This is a genomic window from Acidovorax sp. GW821-FHT09B03 (genome assembly GCF_059418305.1).
In genome coordinates, this window is the sequence record NZ_JBWKPP010000015.1 from 26,978 (window position 1) to 43,002 (window position 16,025).

The following is a 16,025-nucleotide window of genomic DNA, read 5'->3' on the forward strand; positions in this document are numbered from 1 at the left end:
GTTCCTCGATAGCTCAGTCGGTAGAGCGCCGGACTGTTAATCCGTAGGTCCCTGGTTCGAGCCCAGGTCGAGGAGCCATTCATTGGCAGTAAAAGGCTACCCTTCGGGGTGGCCTTTTTGCTTTGGGGCGGCAGTCATTGATGTGGTTGATGCTGCGCACATCAGCGGTTGATGGCTGCGGGCATCGCGGGTCGGTGCTGTTCGGTGGGTTCAGCGGCGAGGTTGTTGAGGTGCAAGGCTCAGCGGACTGCTCGGGTCTGCGAACTGTCGGCTATGACCTGATGATGAGCAGCATCGGTGGCGGCTATGTGCAGGTGTGGCGGGCCTCGATGCGGGGTGGCTTGGTCGGTGCTCATTGAGGGGATAGATGGCGCACGGATTGATGCCGGATGCATTGATGGTGACTATGGTGGTGTGATCTTCACTGGCGATGCTGTAGTGGATGGTGTGGATCAGTTGAGTAGTCGATCAAGTGGATCAGCCCTCTCGAACTCCATGAACTTTGCAAAGCGCTGGTCAACCTCTTCTCTAAGTGCCAAAAGCTCTTTCCGCCGTTCTGCCTTGGCTGCTGCAAGTTCGGCGCGGTAGCTTGTCTCAGCGTTGTCGTTGTAGTTGTTCTGCGCAGCAACGTATTCAGCCATTGCAGCCCAGACGCGTCCTTCCAGGAACTCTTTCATCTCCTTGCCGAAAACCCATCGAGCACTGACGATGCCTTGAAGATACTTGCGCTCAGACTCACTGTTCATGTGCCCCAACACACCAAGGTCGCCGAACATGGCCATAACGGCGTTGTAGATCCTTAGGCGCTCCTCATACATGTCCATTCGCAGTTTGTTCCTGGCGGTGAGCGCGGCGTCCCTTGAGGTTTCCGCCTGCCTGCTGGCGATTCCCACTTGAGTTTTGGCAATGTCTGCCTGGATGGAGCCAAAACGATACGCTACATAGGCACCTAAGCAAGCGGCAATGGGTGTTCCAAAAGCTCTCGCGAATTCAAGTATCTCGTTGTACATGGCGTGTATGAGAGGGAAGCGCAGATGACGAATGCAATGTTAGATTTTCTGCGGTTCGGTGGATGGTCGTATGCAGTACTGCTGGAGCGCCTGCCTCAGAATGCAGCCAAATTTCGATTGGTCCAAGCTCGGAATACTTACTTGCAACGGACTCGACAATGCGCGCGCCACGAGGAGTTGCTTGATCGCCATAGATCAGGTAGATGGCTTTCTTGTAGTCAACTTGTTTTAGAAACGCGTGGAGGGTACAGAGGTCTTTTCGGATGCCATCTAGTGCAAGAGAGTGCTTGACTTCAATGATTGCGAAGTTCCCCTGCCAATCGCCGGGTACATGCACCAAAAGATCTGGTTTTGACTGGGACACCTCTGGCTCTCTCAGGAGTGGGTGTGCGCGCTTGTCAACCTCTCCGTTGAGAACGTAAGGGCTGGCTGTGGGCCAGCGCAGACGCATCTGGTGGTACAGCTCATAGCAATAAACCCTCTCTCGAAAAACGGAAGGCCCGCCATGAATCTTCAAACGGATGTATTGATCTTCTATCCCTGCCGTGGCGGCTTCAAGTATCGAATCAAGATTGTTCATCGCTGTGTTCAGCCTCCACCGTAGCTTTTGTCCCCAGCGGATTTGCTCAAGCGCTAGATAGGCTGCACAACAACTTCAGCAGGATCTGCAACGCTGGCTAGCCTCAAGCCCTTGGCTTGGACTGTTCAAATGGCAAAAGCAGAGCGGTCCTTGTCAGCGATCCACCCAGGAGCACGGCCCCGACCTGTCCATGTGGCTCCTGTCGCGGGATCGCGGTATTTCGCCGCCACTGTAGTGCCCTTGGTGCTGGACGTGCGGGCCTTCTTGGCGCCCCCGAACACATCCTCAGAAGTCAGTCCGAACTCAGCGATCAGGGCGCGTGCTTCTGCGATAGCGCCTGACTGCTCGGCCTTGCGGGTCTCCTCTATGAGGCGGTCAAGTTCGGCTTTGCGGGCGATGAGTGCTTTGTAGTTGGACATGTCGAGTTCGTGTGATCAGGTAAAGATGAAGGTAGCGATGAAAGGTGTGGTCGCATTGATTGTCGAGTGATGCGAACACTGGGCTAGAGGCATCATATCTTCGACAGGTACGGCAGGCCACTGCTCAAGTAGTTTTTCGCTAGTCAACTCCGGGTTTAGCCTCCATACTTACTACAATCCAAAAAACTTTAGAGGATGAATGCTCATGGAATTTGATTTGAATGCACTCGGATCAGAAAGTGACGTTGAGCAAAAGCTTGTGTATCCGCTGCTTTTGAATTTTCTAAAGTTCTACTCTGAGGAAATAAAAACAAAAGATTATATTTCTCCTACAAGCATCGATAAAGGAGCTGGCAAGAAGATTGGCTATTTCCCGGACTATGTGATTTATATTGGCGGGCTGCCCACCATAGTGGTAGAAGTCAAGGATGTTGATGTTTCGGTCGATGAAGGTTTGCGAGAGGCATTGCTCTATTCTCATGAAATAAATAAAAGATATGCATCGGGAATAAGCCCTGTTAAATATTGCATGGCGATTAATGGAAGAGAGTTAAAATATTGTCCATGGGATGCTGAAGGCGAGGCCGTATGTATTGCTCTTGATTCGGCAATTGCTAGTTCGGCATCGTTTGCAAAACTGAAGGAGGAGCTTGGGAGAGAGGCGACGATAAAACATGCTAACGAATTAAGGTCACGCTTAGTACTGGAGAAGTGGAGTAGGGGTCTCAATCAAATAGGCGGAGCTAGTAGACAGAATGAGACCATTGCTTCAAACACCTTTGCTGTAGAACTTACACCCATACTGCGAAAGTTTTTTGACCCCACAGAGGGAGCAATATCAGAGGATATTTTAAAAAGAGCCTACGTCACTTCCAACGAGGTGACTGAGTACGAAGGGACTCTCCAAGCTCTCTTAAAGGAAAGAATACCCAATCAACGAGACGTGACCACCGTTGATACCACTAAAAAACATGCTGATCAGTTTGATACTGCTTTGATTAGAGCCGTTCGGGATAAAAAGTCGGTGCCAGATCCGCTCATTCTTTTGGTCGGCGGAGTGGGTGCAGGTAAGTCAATGTTCCTGGATAGGTATTTTCGGTATCTTGTCCCGGACGAGATACGTGAAACCTTGATCCAGTTGAAGATAAATTTTAATGAGGCTACTGATGCTCTAGAAAATGTTGAGCAATGGATGTGTGAACAGGCCGTGGAGGATTTCATTCGTCTGTTTCCTGACTTTCATGATAATTCAAATTTAAAGCGATATTTTGCTAATGAAATAAATGCCCTTGAACGGGGGCCGCTCCAAGAGCTTAAAGATTTTCCAGAAAAGGCTGCGTCACTTCGAGCGGAAAAATTGATTGAATGGCAATCAGATTCAAAAAAACTTTGCTTCGCGGCAATAAAATATCATGCAAGTGTTTGCGATGTCCCCGTGGTGGTCTGTTTTGATAATGTAGATCGTAGAGACCGAGATCAGCAACTTAAAGTTTTTCAAACGGTACAATGGTTCAAGGCGCAAGCGCGATGCATGTGCATTCTTTCACTTCGGGATGAGACATTTGATGCGTTTCGAAATAAGCCTCCCCTGGATGCCTTCTTGAAGCCATTTGCGTTTAGGATATCCGCTCCTAGATTTATAAACGTAATTAAGAAGCGGCTTCAACTCGCGATTGAATTTTTGGGGCAGCCCGCAACATCAAAATTGACCTATCAGTTGAAAAATGGTATGTCTATCGAGTACCCATCTACCAGACTGGGACACTATTTGGCAACTTTGTATGTATCAATTTTCGATCAGACGAGAAAAATTGGATTGATACTTGAGGCTGTTTCAGGCCGTGATACGCGACGTGGTCTAGAGATGTTCACTGAAATCCTTCGTTCGGGATACCTTCCGGAAGAGGCAATTTTCAGCATAACTCAAGGTGGCAAGCACCAAATACCCGAATGGCTTATTATAAAAATCCTCATGAGAACAAATCATTTGTTCTATTCAGCCAAAAGGGGTTATATTGCGAATATATTGGATTTCAATGACAATGGAAAATCCGGCAATTCATTTCTTGGCCCGGAAATATTGGAGCATCTGGCTCAGAGGCGAAAAGAGGTCTATGCATTCAGTATAGAGGGCTATATTGAGGTGGGTAAAATAATCGCTGCGATGTCGGATTTTGGATACCTAAGAGAAGACGTTATGCATTGCATGGAAAATATGCTTCCTAGGGGCTTGATTGTTGCTGATCATCAAAAAACTTCGGGCCTAAAAATTAGTGACTATGTGAAAATAACGGCATCCGGATATTACCATCTTCGTTTTTTGTCGGCACGAAGAGAGTATTTATCTAATATTGCAATGGATACACCGCTGCTGGGTACCAGAAGTGGAAAGCTGATGTCTCGTGCGACAGAAGACACCTGGGAGCATTCCAATCAAAGGTTGCATTTGTTGTCGGAAAATTTGAATTCCCAAGTCGCTGCCATAGAAATTTTCCGTAGTGACTTTACCAAAAAATCTTTCGGTTATGAGACCTTGGAAAGAAACTACAAAAAGGCCTTGCAAGGTGGTGGCGCAGCCCTTGGTGAGCGAGATAGTGGTCAATCAGAATTAGATGTTTAAAGGTCAGGCAAATTTCAGAACGGCGCCCGCGCAACCATCACCTCAGCGCGCCCCTCACCCTGGTACACCACTTCACCGGTCGCTATGACCATCACCGTGCACCATTCCCCGTGGCGCAGCACCTCGTAGTGATCAATGGGCAGCGGCAGCACCCGGTCATCCACAACGGCGTCGTTCTTGGCGGGCACACGGAGCAGGGTAGGGTGCACGCGGCAACTTCAGCGTGACCCGTCGGAGCATGTTTGGCGAGGCGCAATATGTCACAAGGCGCGAGTTCGTCCGTCTTGGATGTGATGGGTCGATTGTTGGCCATCGACAACCACATCCAGGAAGGACTGAACATCATGAATCGTGCGAATTGGTTCGCTGTCTCCCCCGAAGGCGCAAAGGCGGTCGGCGCATTGCATCACTACGTCGTCAATGACACCGATCTGCCCAGCACACTCATCCACCTTGTCTTTCTGCGCGTATCGCAGATGAACGGATGCGCTCACTGCATCGACATTCATACTCGTGATCTGCTTAAAGAGGGGATGTCGATTGACAAGGCAGTATTGGTACCAGCCTGGCATGAGGCCCAGTATTTGTTCACCGAACAAGAACGTGCAGCGTTGGCGTGGTCGGAAGAAGTCACGCGGGTAAGCGAGACTCACGCATCAGACGAAGCCTATGCCGCTGCCCTGGCTGTGTTCGGCGAAAAGGACTTGGTGGACTTGACCCTGACCATTGCAGCCATGAACGCGATCAACCGTCTTGGCGTTAGTTTCCGCCTAAAGCCTCGTGCAAGAGCCTGAAGGTCTTGTGCGGTTGGCTTGAGTTGTACATGAGGGCGCGAACATGGACGCACGAAACAGTTGGCGCTTCGATTTCCTTAAAGCCTGAGGCGGTAGCGATGCCCATTTGGCTTTGAAGCACGGGTATCAAAACGGCGCCCGAGACACCACCACCTCGGCGCGCCCCTCGCCCTGAAACACCACCTCGCCGGTCGCAATGACCATCACCGTGCATAACTCGCCGTGGCGCAGCACCTCGTAGTGATCGAACGGCAGCTGCAGCACCCGGTCATCCATTACCACGTCATTCTTGGCGGGAACTCGGAGCAGGGTAGGGTGGCCCCTGGGGATGTTCTCGTCAGCACCGCCGACCCACAGCAGCCTATTTGGATCGGTCGATTTCACAGTGCCACTCCTGCATGTACCAAACCTTGTCTACCCGCTCGTAGCCAATGAACCGGATCATGCCGGCCGTGATGTAGGTCACCCGAGGTTCGTACAGCTTCGGAAAGCCTGATCCCAAGGCCTCCAGCACCTCATAGGTCTTGTCCTCGCCCACCGACCTCTCGTGCTTCAGCCATAGGTCGCCGTAGCCCCTGCGCCTCACGGGCACATGCAACTGACCCTCTTCCCGTACCAACATGACCTTGACCCGCATGGGGGTGACTGTAGCTGAAAATACTGTATTTATGTACAGTATTACACCATGTGCACCCGGTACATCCCTCCCCACGAGCGCGACCTTGAGCGTGACTGGCACATAGGCAACCGCAACCCCTATCGCTGGTGGGAGGAGGTGCTGCACCCCCAATACGTGGGCCCTTTCGTGAGGAGAGCACCCGATGGTGGCGCCAGACCCGTTGAGCTGGTCATTGGCCAATGGGGGCTCATCCCGAGCTTCTCCGCGACACCCCAAGTGGCCTTCCCCACCAGCAACGCCAGGTCGGAGGAGTTGGTGTTCAAGCCGAGCTACCGCGATCCGTGGCTGAGCGGGCAGAGGTGCCTGATCCCCGCTTTGAGCTTCGATGAGCCCTGCTGGGAGTCCGGCGCCAATGTGTGGTGGCGATTCCATCGGGTTGACGGTAGGCCGTGGGCGCTGGCGGGCCTGTGGAATACGTGGGTTGATCGAGTGACGGGGCAGCCCTTCGAGAGCTATTCGATGCTCACGGTCAACGCTGACGACCACCCGGTGATGTCCCGCATGCACAAGCCCAAGTTGGACCCGACGACCCGACGACCACGGGCGCAACAGGACAAGCGCAGTGTCGTATCCATCGAGGCCCGCGACGTGGGCACATGGCTATTCGGCACGGTCCAGCAAGCACAGCGACTGCTCACACCGCCATCGGTAGAACACCTGAAAGGAGCGCCCCACCATGACACACACGATCTCGATCTACGCACCACACCTCAACTGTTCGCCTGAGACCTTGGAGCGGGCAAAGGCAGCCGCCGTGGCCACCCTGGAGCGCCTCGGGGTGACCCTTGAGCAGGCCATGGACGCGAGGTTTGAAATCGAATGCTGGGACGACATGGGCTGCCCCGACGACCACAACTTCGCGGATGTGGACGGCAAGCGCTTGGAGGCTTTTCATGCGGCACACCAAGCGGCCATGCAGGTCTGTGGAGTGAACTTCGATGACGGAATGTTCGACATCGGGATAGACGAGGTAGACCTGCCGCAGCATCTGCCCGAATGGCTGCCCGCGTATGGTCCCTTCGCGCTATCGACTTGACCCGTCGATGCTTCCGCCTGCTTCGCGTCAGGTCGTGACAGCCGGGTACGGCGGCACCAGATCGTTCATGGTCAGGTAGCTGGCCACCAGCAGCATCAGCTTGGTGTCGACCTGCGCCACATCCCGGGGCACCAGGTCGTAGTGGCACAGCGTGCCCACGATGGCGCCGTTGGAGTCCATCACCGGCACGCCCACGTACGACGCCACGGCTTCCTTGGCGGGATGGGATGCCAGGCGTTCGTCGAGCAGTGCGTGGGGCGTCTTGAACGGGGCACCGCTTTCGCGCACATAGCAGCAGTAGGTGGCGGTTTGTGGCACCACGCCGGATGCGATGGCGGAGGGGTCGAGGCGGTCGAAGTGCACGGCGGCAGTGGCCATGCCGTCCTGGAATCGCCAGATGCCGATGTACCGAAAATCGGTCAAGGCAAGCAGCTTGGCCAGCGCATCGCGCACGGACTTCGTTTTGGCGGTGAGGACGAAATCGGCAAAGGTGGCGCTGCTGGGCTTGGTCATGGGATCTCAACGGGGGTGGGCAATTGATTGTGCAGTACCCCGGGCGGTGCTATTGCCTCGCGAAACGGGTCGCCCATCTCCAACCCTGTAGGACAAATGCCCGAGAGCGATGGCATGGGGCGGGGCCTGGCTTTCGCTCTGCGCAAACCAGTACGATCTGCACAGGTCAGGTGGGCAGGCTATGCGCAGGAGAACATTCATGATGATCCGCAAAAGGCCTCGGTGGGGTTGGCAGGCAGCAGCACTGCGGTCGTGCATCGCCGTGGCCTGTTGCGGCCTTTTGGGCATGGCCGCATCCGCTGGCGTGACCGATGGCGACCTGTTCGGCCACCGCCTGGGCGCCCGCCTCGTGACGTCGCCGAGCACCATGGGCTACTGGAGCCAGGGGCGGGCCGTCATCATTGTCGACAAGCCGGAGATTCCGCCCGAGTTCGAGAAGCTCGAGCTGCTCACCACCCCCAAGACCTACACCATCGGCAACATCTACGCGACCAAGAGCCTGCCGGAGCGAACCGCCGCCTTCACCCTGGCCGAGAAGTACAAGGACCTGTTGCCCACGTTCTACCGCGAGCAGTGCGTGCGTGAGCGGGATGGCTTTGGCGGGGTGGTGCTGGACATGCGCTGCGGCCAGTACCAGCTAACCATCCAGATCTACTCACCCGACCGGCAGAACCCCAATGGCCTGTACACGGTGCAGGTCGGTTTGACGATGGCCAAGGAGACGCGGGTCGGCTACGACTGGCAGGTGCTGCTGGACGAGGAGATGGACGCCGTTGACAAAGAGGGGCGCCAGCGCCGGCTGGAGCAGGCCAAAAAGGACCGCAGCCTGCGCGGCTTTCCTTAGAGCGACCAACAAAACTCTTCTGGCCAGCGCGGGGGTGAAATGATTGATGAAACGCCCTGGCCAGAACCGCTTCGCCGAGTTTTTTTGTCCGCTCTTAGCGGACCTTGCCGCGTGCGGGTTGAAGGGCCTGCAGCGCCGCCACCGTCTCGCGCAAGCCCCGGTGCAGCCGCTTGTCCTTGCGCACCACCACGGCCAGGGTGCGGGCCAGGGGCGGCGACAACGGGCGCACTTCCACCGCGTTGCCATGCGTGCCCTGCACGGCCATCCCCGGCAGCACGGCGCAGCCCAGGCCGGCGGCGACCAGTTCCTTGATGGCCTCCACGCTGCCCAGCGACATGGCAGGCTGCAGGGCCACGCCGGCGCGGGCGAACCAAGCGTCGGCGATGCGGCGGGTCTGGCCGCCGGGTTCGAACAGCAGCACCGGGTGGCGTGCCAGGTCGGCAGCCGTCACCTTTTTGGGCAGCGCGGTGCCCTTGGGCGCGATGGCGACAAAGGCGTCCTGCAGCACGGGGGTCACATCGAGCATGCGGCCGCTGGCGGGCAGGGTGACCAGGCCCAGGTCCAGCGTGTTGTCTTCCACGGCCTGCACGATGTCGGCCGTGTTGCCGGTGCGCACGGTGATCTCCAGGCCCGGAAAGCGCTGGCGCAGTGCGCCCAGCACCGGCGGCAGCAAGAAGATGCAGGCCGTGGCGCCCGTGCCCAGGCGCACACGGCCTGCCGTGCCGCTGGCGTGGTGGGCCACGGCGTGCAGGGCGTCGGCCACGGCGGCGTCGATGCGGGCCACGTGCACCAGCAGCTCTGCGCCTGCGGCCGTGGGGCGCAGCACGCGGCCCACGCGCTCCACCAGTGGCGTGCCCAGGCGCTTTTCGAGCTGGCGCACCTGCAGGCTCACGGCCGGTTGGGTCAGGTCCAGCCGCTGGGCCGCGGCGGAGAAGCTGCCCAGTTCGATGGCGGTGGCAAAGCCGTGCAGCTGGTCGAGGTTGATGCGTTCCATGGCAAAGAATTTCTCATACTTTGCATAAGTTGCAAAAGCTTCTTTTATGGCCTGCGGCGCGCCACACTGGCGCCATGCATTCCTCTTTCGCGCCCACCTCCTCACTGCCTTCACCCTCTGCTGCAGCACCGCATGTGCGCGATGCGGCCGACGCCGATCTGCCCGCCATCCAGGCCATCTATGCCCACCATGTGCTCCATGGCCTGGCCTCGTTCGAGGAGGTGCCGCCCGGCGTGGACGAGCTGCGCACCCGCCATGCGGCCGTGCGTGCCGCAGGCCTGCCCTACCTGGTGGCCGAGGTTGACGGCGTGGTGGCGGGCTATGCCTACGCCACGCTGTACCGCCCGCGCTCGGCCTACCGCCACACCGTGGAGGACTCGGTCTACGTGGCCCAGGGCATGGCGGGGCGGGGCATTGGTGCGGCGCTGCTGGCTGTGCTCATCGCGCGCTGCGAGGCGGGGCCCTGGCGCCAGATGCTGGCCACCATAGGGCAGGGCGATGGCAATGCGGGCTCCATCGCGCTGCATGCGCGCATGGGCTTCACGCGCATCGGGGCCTTGCGGTCGGTGGGCTTCAAGCACGGGCAGTGGCTCGATACGGTGCTGATGCAGCGGCCCCTGGGGACGGGCGACGGCACCTTGCCCGCCGTGTGATGGCGTCCCCTGGCGTGATGCGCCGGCTGGTGTGGTGCCTGGGCTTCTCGCAGTTCATCTGCTGGGGCATTTCGTACTACATGCTCGGCGCATTCGGCGAGGCCATGGTGCGCGACCTGGGCTGGCCGCGCACGCTGGTGCACGGAGGTTTTGCGCTGGCGCTGCTGGTGATGGGCGGCGTGTCGGGCCTGGCCGGCCGCTGGGTGGACCAGCGCGGTGGCCGCACCGTGATGGTGGCGGGCTCGCTGCTGCTTTTTACCGGCTGCCTGGGGCTTGCCGTCGGGAAGGGGGTGGCGGCTTACTACCTGGCCTGGGCCGTGCTCGGGCTGGCCATGCGGCTCACGCTGTACGACGCGGCGTTTGCCACGCTGGCCCATGTGGCCGGGCAGGGCGCGCGCCGGCCCATGGCGCAGATCACGCTGCTCGGCGGGCTGGCCTCCACGGCCTTCTGGCCGCTGGGGCATGCGCTCGCCGAGTCGCTGGGTTGGCGTGGGGCGCTGTGGGTGTATGCGGCGCTGGCGCTGCTCACGGTGCCGCTGCACCTGGCGATTCCGCGCGCTGGCGGGCCGGCGCACGCCACCCAGGTGCCGCCTGCGCCGCCCGAGCCCCTGGCCGCTGCGGGGCCGGACCGCCTGTGGGCGGCCGCGCTGTTTGCCGCGGTGACCACGCTGGTGAATTTTCTCAACGCGGGCATGTCGGCGCACATGGTGGGCCTGCTCGCGGGCCTGGGCCTGGCGCTGCCCCTGGCGGTGGGGATGGCGGCGCTGCGTGGCGTGGGCCAGTCGGGCGCGCGCCTGGCCGAGGTGCTGTTTGGCGCCCGGCTGCACCCGCTGGCGCTGGGGGCGTTTGCCGCCCTGCTGTTGCCGCTGGCCTGCCTGGCGGGCGTGTGGGCGGGGCAGGTGCTGGCCATGGCCGTGGTGTTTGCACTGGTGTACGGCGCGGGCAATGGGCTGCTCACCATCACACGGGGCACCTTGCCGCTGGTGCTGTTCGACCACCGCACCTACGGCGCTTTCGTGGGGCGGCTGGTGGCGCCGGGGTTTCTGCTGTCCGCTTGTGCGCCGGTGGTCTATGCGGCGGTCATGGATGGGTATGGTGCGGCGGCAGCGCTGTGGATGTCGGTGCTGGTGGCGGCACTGGTGTTTGCGGCATCGATGGCGCTGCAGCTGCGCTTTGGGGCGCGGGCTCGGACTACGCCCCTTCACCCGTGAAACTGGCGCGGACCAAGCCAGCGCCCCCGCGCAAGGGCCGCCCCGCCGCGCTGGAGGCGTCCCCCCTCAGGGGGGATGGCGCGAAGCGACTCAGGGGGGAGTCATTTCGGTGCCAGGCGAATGGCGCCGTCCAGGCGGATCACTTCACCGTTGAGCATGTCGTTTTCGAGGATGTGCTTGACCAGCTTGGCATAGTCCTGCGGCGTGCCCAGGCGGCTGGGGAAGGGCACGCCGGCGGCCAGCGCGTCCTGCACTTCCTGGGGCATGCCGAACAGCATGGGCGTGCCGAAGATGCCGGGGGCGATGGTCATGTTGCGGATGCCGTTGCGTGCCAGGTCGCGGGCGATCGGCAGCGTCATGCCGACCACGCCGCCCTTGGAGGCGGCATACGCGGCCTGGCCGATCTGGCCGTCGTAGGCGGCCACGCTGGCGGTGGAGATCAGCACACCGCGCTCGCCGGTGGCTTCGGGTTCATTCTTGCTCATGGCCTCGGCGGCCAGGCGGATCATGTTGAAGCTGCCGATCAGGTTCACCGTGATGGTCTTGCTGAACACGGCCAGCGCGTGCGCGCCGTTCTTGCCCACGGTCTTTTCCGCGGGGGCAATGCCGGCGCAGTTCACCAGGCCGGCCAGCTTGCCCAGCGACACGGCCTTGGCCACCACGGCCTGGCCATCGGCCTCGTTGCTCACATCGCACTTCACGAAGGCGCCGCCGATGTCCTTGGCCACGGCCTCGCCCTTGTCGGCCTGCATGTCGGCAATCACCACGGTGCCGCCCTGGGCGGCCAGCATGCGCGCCGTGCCTTCGCCCAGACCCGATGCGCCGCCGGTCACGATGAAAACCTTGCCCTTGATGTCCATGTGCTGTCTCCTGAAAAATGAGTGACGTTAACGTAAACGTCAATTATGAACGCAAAAAAAGCCCGGGCAGTGCCGGGCTTTCCGTGGACTGGCGGGCCTGCTTACTGGAAGCCCACGCGGTCCAGCATCTGCTGCACCTTGGTCGTGTTGGCGCCCACGGCGCTGATCGGGATGGTTTCGCTCTTGAAAGGCGCATTGCCCGTCATGGCCTTGAGGGCCGGGTTGTCGATGTTCAGGCCCTTGGCGGCGGGCCATTCGTTGTTGCCGTTGGCAAAGTAGTTCTGCGCTTCGGCGCTGGCCAGGTATTCGAGGAACTTGATGGCGTTCTCGCGGTTCTTGGCGTTCTTGGCGACGGCGCCGCCAGCGATGTTCAGGTGCGTGCCCCAGGATTGCTGGTTGGGGAACACCACGCCGACCTTGTTGACCACGGCCGTGTCTTCGGGCTTGCCCGAGCGCATCATGCGTGCCAGGTAGTAGCTGTTGGTGACGGCGATGTCGCATTCACCCGATGCCACGGCCTTGATCTGGTCGGTGTCGCCACCCTTGGGGGCGCGCGCCAGGTTGCCGACCATGCCCTTGAGCCAGGCCTCGGCCTTTTGCTCGCCCATGTGCTCGGTCACGGCGCCGAACAGGCTCAGGTTGTAGGGGTGCGAGCCCGAGCGGATGCACAGCTTGCCCTTGTTCTTGGCGTCGCCGAGTTCCTCGTAGGTGTCCACGTCTTCCTTTTGCACCTTGACCTTGTTGTAGACGATCACGCGGGCGCGGGTGGACAGGCCGAACCAGGCGATGCTGCCGTCGGCCGTGGGCGTGCTGCGCAGGTTGGCGGGGATGGCGTCGGTCAGCACTTTGGACTGGATGGGCTGGAACAGGCCGTCGACCTCGCCCTTGTACAGGCGCGCCGCATCCACCAGCAGGATCACGTCGGCCGGGGAGGCCGTGCCTTCGGCCTTCAGGCGCGCCAGGATGCCGGCGTCGTCCGCGTCCACGCGGTTGATCTTGATGCCCGTGGCCTTGGTGAAGCCGGTGTACAGCGCTTCGTCCGTGGAATAGTGGCGTGCCGAGTACAGGTTCACCACCTGCTCCTGGGCAGATACGGCGCCGGCGGCAGCGGCCAGTGCACAGGCGGTGAGCAGGGCTTTCACGGTCTTCGACATGGGATGCATCTTTCGAGGTGTAACGACGGGGCGATGATAAAACAAACGCGAATTATTCTTAATAAAACCAAGGGGGAGGGATGGATTTGATGCCGTGCTCCAGGGGCGTGGGTCCATCCATGGCAAGCGAAATTGCAGGCCGCCTGAGCGCTATCAAATGAGGAGCATTCGGGGCAAAAAAAAGCCCGGGGGTAACCGGGCTTTGAATTGGATCCAAGAAACGGGGGTTTCGAGAGGATCCAAGGAGACAACTGGGGGCCCCGAACTGCATTTCGCGTCTCGGGGCCATGGGTTGAATTATCAGGGTAATCCCTGCGTTGCGCCTAGAGTCTACACTCCAGACGCAATGGATGGCTTAGCGCTTGCGGGGAGCAGCGGTCTTGGCGGCGTTGGCAGCGGTGCTGGCCACGGCGTTGAAGTTGGCTTCGGCCACGTCCGACGCTTGCTTGACGGCCTTTTGCACCGATTCAAACGCGTTGTTGGCGGCAGAGACGGCGCTCTTCATCACGGCCACGGCGGTTTCGGAACCGGCGGGGGCGTTCTTGGCGGCGCTGTCGACCAGGTTGGTGAAGCTCTTTTGAGCGTCAGCAGCTTGCGATTCGAAAGCCTTGCCGAATTCGGCAGCGGTGCCAGAAGAGATGTCGTACAGGTGGCGGCTGTAGGCAGCGGTCTTTTCAGCCAGGGGCTGGAACAGGCCGGCTTGCAGGGCCAGCAGTTCTTGTGCGTCCTTCACGCCCAGGAAAGCCTGGGTGTGGGTGGAGGCTTCCGACAGGGCAGCGCGCGAAGCGGTCACGTTCAGTTCGACCAGCTTTTCGACGCCTTCGAAAGCCTTGGTGGTCAGACCAAACAGGGTTTCGATGTTGGCCTTGTGGGATGCCAGAATTTGTTCAGCGGTCAGCGACATGTCATATCTCCTGAGAATAGGGCCCAGCGGGCCGAGGTGGTTTACAGAGAATCTGCGCTGTCGTTGACTTCGTGAGTCATGTTGCAGTGCAGCATGGGTTGAATTTTAGGGGCTTGAGCGGGGATTGCAAGTTCTTTTTGTTGCGCTGCAGCAATTTAGAGGTGACAGTCCAACACCGCGCCCCTTGCCACAATGGCGTCATGCATGCCTATTACGCAGACCAGTTCGTGCTGCCGCTGCCCGAGGGCCACCGTTTTCCCATGGCCAAGTACCGCCTGTTGCGCGATGCGGTGGCCACCCACCTTCCCGGCGTAGCCCTGCAGGTGGCGCCGCCCGCATCGGACGGTGAGCTCGCGCTCGCGCACACGGCGGGCTATATCGGGGCGATTGCCAACGGCACCCTGCCTGCGCCCGCGCAGCGCGAGATCGGCTTTCCCTGGAGCCCGGCCATGGCCGAGCGCGCGCGCCGCTCGGTGGGCGCCACCATCGCGGCCTGCCGGGTGGCCATGGCCGGCGGGGAGGGCGGCGGCATCGCGGGCAACCTGGCCGGCGGCACGCACCATGCCTATGCCGACAAGGGCAGCGGGTTTTGCGTGTTCAACGACATGGCCGTCGCGGCACGGCTGATGCAGGACGAACATGCGCGCGCCGCCTCGGCCATGGGCGCCAACCCGCTGGCACTGCGCGTGGCCATCATCGACCTCGATGTGCACCAGGGCAACGGCACGGCGCGCATCTTCCAGGGCGACGACTCGGTGTTCACGCTCTCTCTGCATGGCGCGCGCAACTTCCCCTTCCGCAAGGAGGCGGGCGACCTCGACGTGGAACTGCCCGACGGCTGCGGCGACGACGAATACCTGGCCGCGCTGGAGCAGGCGCTGGACACGCTGGAGCAGCGCTTTGCGCCCGGCCTGGTGCTTTACCTGGCCGGGGCCGACCCGCATGTGGGCGACCGCCTGGGGCGCCTGCACCTGAGCCACGACGGCCTGGAGGCGCGCGACCGGCGCGTGTTCGACTGGGCCTGGCAGCGCCGCGTGCCCGTGGCCTTTGCCATGGGCGGCGGCTACGGCACGGACATTGCCGACACCATCAAGGCCCAGCTCGCCACCTGGCGCGTGGCCCACCAATACCAGCAGCGCTGGCAGAAATCCTTGCAACCCTCTCCTTCTTCTGTTTGACCATGACGACCACTTCCCCCGCGCCGCGCCCGGCGCCGCAGCCCCGCAGCGCCTACCGTGCCTTCCGTGCCATCAGCACCCGCTGGGCCGACAACGATGTCTACGGCCATGTCAACAACGTCGTCTACTACAGCTGGTTCGACACCGCCGTGAACGCCCACCTCATCGAGCAGGGTGTGCTCGACATCCACGCCGGCACCACCATCGGCCTGGTGATCGAGACGCAGTGCAACTACTTCGCCCCGCTGGCCTTTCCGCAGACGGTGGAGGCCGGCATCCGCGTGGCGCGCCTGGGTGGATCGAGCGTGCGCTACGAGGTGGGCCTGTTCGCCCAGGGCGAGGAGATGAGCGCGGCGGCCGGGCATTTCATCCACGTGTATGTGGACCGCGAAACGCGCCGCCCCGTGCCCGTGCCCGAGCCGCTGCGCAAGGTGCTGCAGGCACTGGTGGTGGGGGCCTGAGGCACCTGCGTCCCCCGGCGAAAACCCCTTGCGGCCCTGCGCTGCAATGATCGGTGCGATGGCCTACACTGTGATGCTTTGCTGCCCGTTGGCCGGCAGTGCTTTCAGGGCCTTG

Annotated in this window: 21 protein-coding genes and 1 tRNA gene; 11 read left to right on the forward strand and 11 right to left on the reverse strand. The window is 60.5% G+C overall.

Annotated elements, in window-relative coordinates:
• Window positions 1-2 precede the first annotated feature (2 nt).
• Together AC07PA_RS23055 and AC07PA_RS23060 are read left to right on the forward strand one after the other, a co-directional pair.
• Window positions 3-78, forward strand: a tRNA-Asn gene (locus AC07PA_RS23055).
• A gap of 71 nt (window positions 79-149) precedes the next feature.
• Window positions 150-359, forward strand: coding sequence for a hypothetical protein (locus AC07PA_RS23060; RefSeq protein ID WP_494655393.1), 210 nt, complete (start codon window positions 150-152; stop codon window positions 357-359).
• A gap of 93 nt (window positions 360-452) precedes the next feature.
• Here AC07PA_RS23060 and AC07PA_RS23065 read toward each other — a convergent pair whose 3' ends face one another.
• The 3 genes from AC07PA_RS23065 to AC07PA_RS23075 form a co-directional block, all read right to left on the reverse strand.
• A complete protein-coding gene (locus AC07PA_RS23065) occupies window positions 453-1,010 on the reverse strand; it encodes a hypothetical protein (RefSeq protein WP_494606017.1) in 558 nt (185 codons plus the stop codon).
• Window positions 991-1,590 carry a hypothetical protein gene (locus AC07PA_RS23070; RefSeq protein WP_494606015.1) on the reverse strand — a complete coding sequence of 200 codons (600 nt, stop codon included), beginning with the start codon at window positions 1,588-1,590 and terminating at the stop codon, window positions 991-993. Before AC07PA_RS23070 ends, AC07PA_RS23065 begins: the two co-directional genes overlap by 20 nt.
• 125 nt (window positions 1,591-1,715) lie before the next feature.
• On the reverse strand, window positions 1,716-2,009 hold the full coding sequence (locus AC07PA_RS23075) for an H-NS histone family protein (RefSeq protein ID WP_494606013.1): 294 nt from the start codon (window positions 2,007-2,009) through the stop codon (window positions 1,716-1,718).
• A gap of 205 nt (window positions 2,010-2,214) precedes the next feature.
• Between AC07PA_RS23075 and AC07PA_RS23080 the strand changes: the two genes are divergently transcribed.
• Entirely contained in the window at window positions 2,215-4,629 is a 2,415-nt protein-coding gene (locus AC07PA_RS23080) for a type I restriction endonuclease (protein WP_494606011.1), read from the forward strand.
• 14 nt (window positions 4,630-4,643) lie between these two features.
• Here the strand turns inward: AC07PA_RS23080 and AC07PA_RS23085 are convergent, their stop codons facing one another.
• Entirely contained in the window at window positions 4,644-4,817 is a 174-nt protein-coding gene (locus AC07PA_RS23085; protein WP_494606009.1) for a hypothetical protein, read from the reverse strand.
• A 156-nt stretch (window positions 4,818-4,973) separates the two neighbouring features.
• Here AC07PA_RS23085 and AC07PA_RS23090 point away from each other — a divergent pair, with 156 nt between their 5' ends.
• Window positions 4,974-5,423, forward strand: a complete 450-nt coding sequence (locus tag AC07PA_RS23090) for a carboxymuconolactone decarboxylase family protein (RefSeq protein ID WP_494606260.1) — start codon at window positions 4,974-4,976, stop codon at window positions 5,421-5,423.
• A gap of 126 nt (window positions 5,424-5,549) precedes the next feature.
• On the opposite strand, the gene AC07PA_RS23095 is transcribed toward AC07PA_RS23090, so the two are convergent.
• Together AC07PA_RS23095 and AC07PA_RS23100 are read right to left on the reverse strand one after the other, a co-directional pair.
• Window positions 5,550-5,807, reverse strand: coding sequence for a hypothetical protein (locus AC07PA_RS23095; protein ID WP_494606007.1), 258 nt, complete (start codon window positions 5,805-5,807; stop codon window positions 5,550-5,552).
• The gene (locus AC07PA_RS23100; protein WP_494606005.1) at window positions 5,785-6,060 is read right to left on the reverse strand and encodes a hypothetical protein; all 276 of its coding nucleotides are present in this window, start codon (window positions 6,058-6,060) and stop codon (window positions 5,785-5,787) included. The genes AC07PA_RS23095 and AC07PA_RS23100 overlap by 23 nt, the downstream gene beginning before the upstream one ends.
• Window positions 6,061-6,108: 48 nt before the next feature.
• Between AC07PA_RS23100 and AC07PA_RS23105 the strand changes: the two genes are divergently transcribed.
• Together AC07PA_RS23105 and AC07PA_RS23110 are read left to right on the forward strand one after the other, a co-directional pair.
• Window positions 6,109-6,828 (forward strand): SOS response-associated peptidase, encoded by a 720-nt coding sequence (locus AC07PA_RS23105; RefSeq protein ID WP_494606003.1) that lies wholly within the window; start codon window positions 6,109-6,111, stop codon window positions 6,826-6,828.
• Window positions 6,779-7,138, forward strand: coding sequence for a hypothetical protein (locus tag AC07PA_RS23110; protein WP_494606001.1), 360 nt, complete (start codon window positions 6,779-6,781; stop codon window positions 7,136-7,138). Before AC07PA_RS23105 ends, AC07PA_RS23110 begins: the two co-directional genes overlap by 50 nt.
• Before the next feature lie 27 nt (window positions 7,139-7,165).
• Here AC07PA_RS23110 and AC07PA_RS23115 read toward each other — a convergent pair whose 3' ends face one another.
• Entirely contained in the window at window positions 7,166-7,651 is a 486-nt protein-coding gene (locus AC07PA_RS23115; protein WP_494605999.1) for a GAF domain-containing protein, read from the reverse strand.
• A 286-nt stretch (window positions 7,652-7,937) separates the two neighbouring features.
• On the opposite strand from AC07PA_RS23115, the gene AC07PA_RS23120 reads away from it, so the two are divergent.
• Complete coding sequence (locus AC07PA_RS23120) at window positions 7,938-8,495, forward strand: hypothetical protein (protein ID WP_494605997.1); 558 nt, start codon at window positions 7,938-7,940, stop codon at window positions 8,493-8,495.
• 94 nt (window positions 8,496-8,589) lie between these two features.
• On the opposite strand, the gene AC07PA_RS23125 is transcribed toward AC07PA_RS23120, so the two are convergent.
• On the reverse strand, window positions 8,590-9,489 hold the full coding sequence (locus AC07PA_RS23125) for a LysR family transcriptional regulator (RefSeq protein WP_494605995.1): 900 nt from the start codon (window positions 9,487-9,489) through the stop codon (window positions 8,590-8,592).
• A gap of 74 nt (window positions 9,490-9,563) precedes the next feature.
• On the opposite strand from AC07PA_RS23125, the gene AC07PA_RS23130 reads away from it, so the two are divergent.
• Window positions 9,564-10,142, forward strand: a complete 579-nt coding sequence (locus AC07PA_RS23130; RefSeq protein WP_494605993.1) for a GNAT family N-acetyltransferase — start codon at window positions 9,564-9,566, stop codon at window positions 10,140-10,142.
• Window positions 10,142-11,353 carry an MFS transporter gene (locus tag AC07PA_RS23135; RefSeq protein WP_494605991.1) on the forward strand — a complete coding sequence of 404 codons (1,212 nt, stop codon included), beginning with the start codon at window positions 10,142-10,144 and terminating at the stop codon, window positions 11,351-11,353. Before AC07PA_RS23130 ends, AC07PA_RS23135 begins: the two co-directional genes overlap by 1 nt.
• 101 nt (window positions 11,354-11,454) lie before the next feature.
• Here AC07PA_RS23135 and AC07PA_RS23140 read toward each other — a convergent pair whose 3' ends face one another.
• The 3 genes from AC07PA_RS23140 to AC07PA_RS23150 all read right to left on the reverse strand — a co-directional run bounded on the left by AC07PA_RS23140 (window position 11,455) and on the right by AC07PA_RS23150 (window position 14,271).
• Window positions 11,455-12,213, reverse strand: a complete 759-nt coding sequence (locus AC07PA_RS23140; RefSeq protein WP_007857914.1) for a 3-hydroxyacyl-CoA dehydrogenase — start codon at window positions 12,211-12,213, stop codon at window positions 11,455-11,457.
• Window positions 12,214-12,314: 101 nt separating this feature from the next.
• Complete coding sequence (locus tag AC07PA_RS23145; RefSeq protein WP_494605988.1) at window positions 12,315-13,367, reverse strand: extracellular solute-binding protein; 1,053 nt, start codon at window positions 13,365-13,367, stop codon at window positions 12,315-12,317.
• Between the two features lie 355 nt (window positions 13,368-13,722).
• Window positions 13,723-14,271 carry a phasin family protein gene (locus AC07PA_RS23150; RefSeq protein ID WP_007857916.1) on the reverse strand — a complete coding sequence of 183 codons (549 nt, stop codon included), beginning with the start codon at window positions 14,269-14,271 and terminating at the stop codon, window positions 13,723-13,725.
• 200 nt (window positions 14,272-14,471) lie between these two features.
• Between AC07PA_RS23150 and AC07PA_RS23155 the strand changes: the two genes are divergently transcribed.
• Window positions 14,472-15,449 carry a histone deacetylase family protein gene (locus AC07PA_RS23155; RefSeq protein WP_494605986.1) on the forward strand — a complete coding sequence of 326 codons (978 nt, stop codon included), beginning with the start codon at window positions 14,472-14,474 and terminating at the stop codon, window positions 15,447-15,449.
• A 2-nt stretch (window positions 15,450-15,451) separates the two neighbouring features.
• Complete coding sequence (locus AC07PA_RS23160) at window positions 15,452-15,910, forward strand: acyl-CoA thioesterase (protein WP_494605984.1); 459 nt, start codon at window positions 15,452-15,454, stop codon at window positions 15,908-15,910.
• Window positions 15,911-16,025 lie beyond the last annotated feature (115 nt).